Below are 2958 nucleotides of genomic sequence, written 5' to 3'. Positions count from 1 at the left end.
GCGGTCGATTGGCCACCAGAGATGATTCGCGAAGTCAGTTACGGCCCTGTGGCCGCGATTGGAGAGGGTGCGCGCCGCACCTGGACCATGAGTGTACTGACCCTCGATTCTCTCAAGAAAATGTTGTTCGGTGAGCTCTCGGTAAAAAACTTGAGTGGACCGATAACCATTGCTAAAGTGGCGGGCGCTTCTGCCCAGTCGGGCGTTGCTGACTTCCTGAATTTCCTTGCATATCTGAGTATTAGCTTGGGAGTTCTGAATTTGTTGCCCATTCCTGTACTGGATGGGGGGCATTTGTTGTTTTATCTGATTGAGTGGGCGCGTGGTCGTCCCTTGTCGGATCGGGTGCAGGGTTGGGGGATACAGATCGGTATCAGCTTGGTGGTCGGGGTGATGTTGCTCGCTCTGGTCAATGATTTGGGCCGTCTGTAACAACTTCGCTGAATTGCGAATCTGCCGCATTTTGCGGCAGTTTGTTTATTGCCAGTTGGAATAAGAAAGGACTTCATGAAACGTCTGCTGCTAACTGCGGTTCTCACCGTATTGATGATCGCCGAAGTTCACGCCGAGTCCTTCACTATCTCTGATATTCGCGTCAATGGCCTCCAGCGGGTCTCCGCGGGTAGCGTCTTTGGTGCTTTGCCGTTGAACRTCGGTGAACAGGCGGATGATCGTCGCCTGGTGGAATCCACTCGTGCTTTGTTCAAAACCGGGTTCTTTCAAGATATCCAGCTGGGCCGCGATGGCAACGTCCTGGTTATCACGGTAGTCGAGCGCCCGTCGGTTGCCAGTATCGAGATCGAGGGTAACAAGGCGATCTCTACTGAAGACCTGATGAAAGGCCTCAAACAATCCGGTCTGGCTGAAGGCGAGATCTTTCAGCGTGCCACTCTCGAAGGTGTGCGTAACGAACTGCAGCGTCAATACGTCGCCCAGGGTCGCTACTCCGCCACCGTCGACACCGAAGTGGTGCCACAACCCCGTAACCGCGTCGGGTTGAAGGTCAACATCAACGAAGGCACCGTCGCTGCTATCCAGCACATCAACGTGGTGGGCAACACCGTCTTCCCTGAAGAAGACCTGATCGACCTGTTCGAACTGAAGACCACCAACTGGCTGTCTTTCTTCAAGAACGATGACAAGTACGCACGTGAAAAACTTTCCGGTGACCTGGAGCGTCTGCGTTCCTACTACCTGGACCGTGGCTATATCAATATGGATATCGCTTCGACCCAAGTGTCGATCACACCGGACAAGAAACACGTCTACATCACTGTCAACGTCAACGAAGGCGATAAGTACACCGTTCGTGACGTCAAGCTGAGCGGYGACCTGAAAGTCCCTSAAGAYCAGRTCAMSKCSCTGCTKCTGGTKSAGAARGGCCAGGTGTTCTCGCGCAAGCTGATGACCACYACCTCSGAAYTSATCACTCGCCGYCTGGGYAACGAGGGTTACACCTTTGCCAACGTCAACGGCGTGCCTCAGCCCCATAATGAAGATCACACCGTCGACATCACCTTCGCTGTGGATCCGGGCAAACGTGCTTACGTCAACCGTATCAACTTCCGTGGCAACACCAAGTCCGAAGACGAAGTGCTACGCCGCGAAATGCGCCAGATGGAAGGCGGTTGGGCTTCGACCTACCTGATTGATCAATCCAAGACGCGTCTTGAGCGCCTGGGCTTCTTCAAAGAAGTGAACGTCGAAACCCCAGCTGTGCCAGGTGTTGATGACCAGGTTGACGTGAATTACGGCGTTGAAGAGCAGGCTTCCGGTTCGATCACTGCCAGCATTGGCTTCGCACAAAGTGCCGGTCTGATCCTCGGTGGTTCGATCACTCAGAACAACTTCCTGGGTACTGGTAACAAGGTCAGCATCGGCTTGACCAAAAGCGAATACCAGAGCCGCTATAACTTCGGTTATGTCGACCCGTACTGGACTGCTGACGGTGTGAGCCTGGGTTACAACGCTTTCTATCGCACCACCAACTATGATGATCTCGATGTCGACGTAGCAAGCTATGCCGTAGACAGTCTGGGTGCTGGTGTAAGCGTCGGTTACCCGATCAGCGAAACATCGCGTCTGACCTTTGGTTTTACTGGGCAGCAAGACAAGATCAAGACCGGTCAATACACCGTCGACGAGATTTTCGACTTTGTTAACCGTGAAGGCGACGAGTACCTGAACTTCAAGGCTTCGGCTGGCTGGTCCGAGTCCACCCTGAACAAAGGCGTATTGGCGACCCGTGGTCATTCTCAAAGTTTGACGGCGGAAGTCACCGTACCAGGTAGTGACCTGTCGTTCTTCAAGCTCGATTACCGTGGTCAGTTGTTCCAGCCATTGTCTGAAAATTACACCATGCGCCTGCACACTGAATTGGGTTATGGCGATGGGTATGGCTCGACTAATGGCTTGCCGTTCTATGAAAACTACTTTGCAGGTGGTTTCAATTCGGTTCGTGGCTTCAAGGACAGTACTTTAGGTCCGCGCAGTACGCCGAGCCGTGGCGTGGGCGAAACCGGCAACGCGGGCACTCTTAATGACCCGGATCAGGATCCACTGCCGTTCGGCGGCAACGTGCTGATTCAAGGTGGTGCAGAGATTCTGTTCCCGCTGCCGTTCGTCAAGGATCAGCGTTCCCTGCGCACTTCCGTATTCTGGGATGTGGGTAATGTGTTTGACTCCAAGTGCGAGCAGACCACCAATACCAACCCTGATTCGAAGTCCAATACGCAATGTAACGATATCAGCTTCAACGACATGGCCAGCTCCGTGGGTGTTGGAGTTACATGGGTAACTGCGCTGGGGCCGCTGAGTTTCGCACTGGCCTTCCCGGTAAAAGAACCGGATAACGCTGAGACTCAAGTGTTCCAATTCTCTCTTGGCCAGACGTTCTAAGCGTCTGCCCCAAAATAACGACAATGGATTTTGTAGGAGTGCATCGGTAGGAGTGCATCG

The 2958-nt window shown here is 53.5% G+C and carries 2 protein-coding genes; both read left to right on the top strand.

Annotation, left to right across the window (positions count from 1 at the left end):
* On the top strand, positions 1 to 432 hold a 432-nt coding region (rseP, locus tag AC1DRJ_RS23195; RefSeq protein WP_477804204.1), incomplete at its 5' end, for an RIP metalloprotease RseP.
* A 75-nt stretch (positions 433 to 507) separates the two neighbouring features.
* Positions 508 to 2898: an outer membrane protein assembly factor BamA gene (gene bamA, locus AC1DRJ_RS23190; RefSeq protein WP_477804203.1), complete on the top strand. Its 2391-nt coding sequence runs from the start codon at positions 508 to 510 to the stop codon at positions 2896 to 2898.
* The last annotated feature ends 60 nt before the right edge of the window (positions 2899 to 2958 follow it).

The sequence above is a fragment of the Pseudomonas sp. P5_B2 genome (assembly GCF_056400445.1).
Note: the sequence above shows the minus strand (reverse complement) of the source record. Positions and strands in the feature narration are given on the sequence as shown.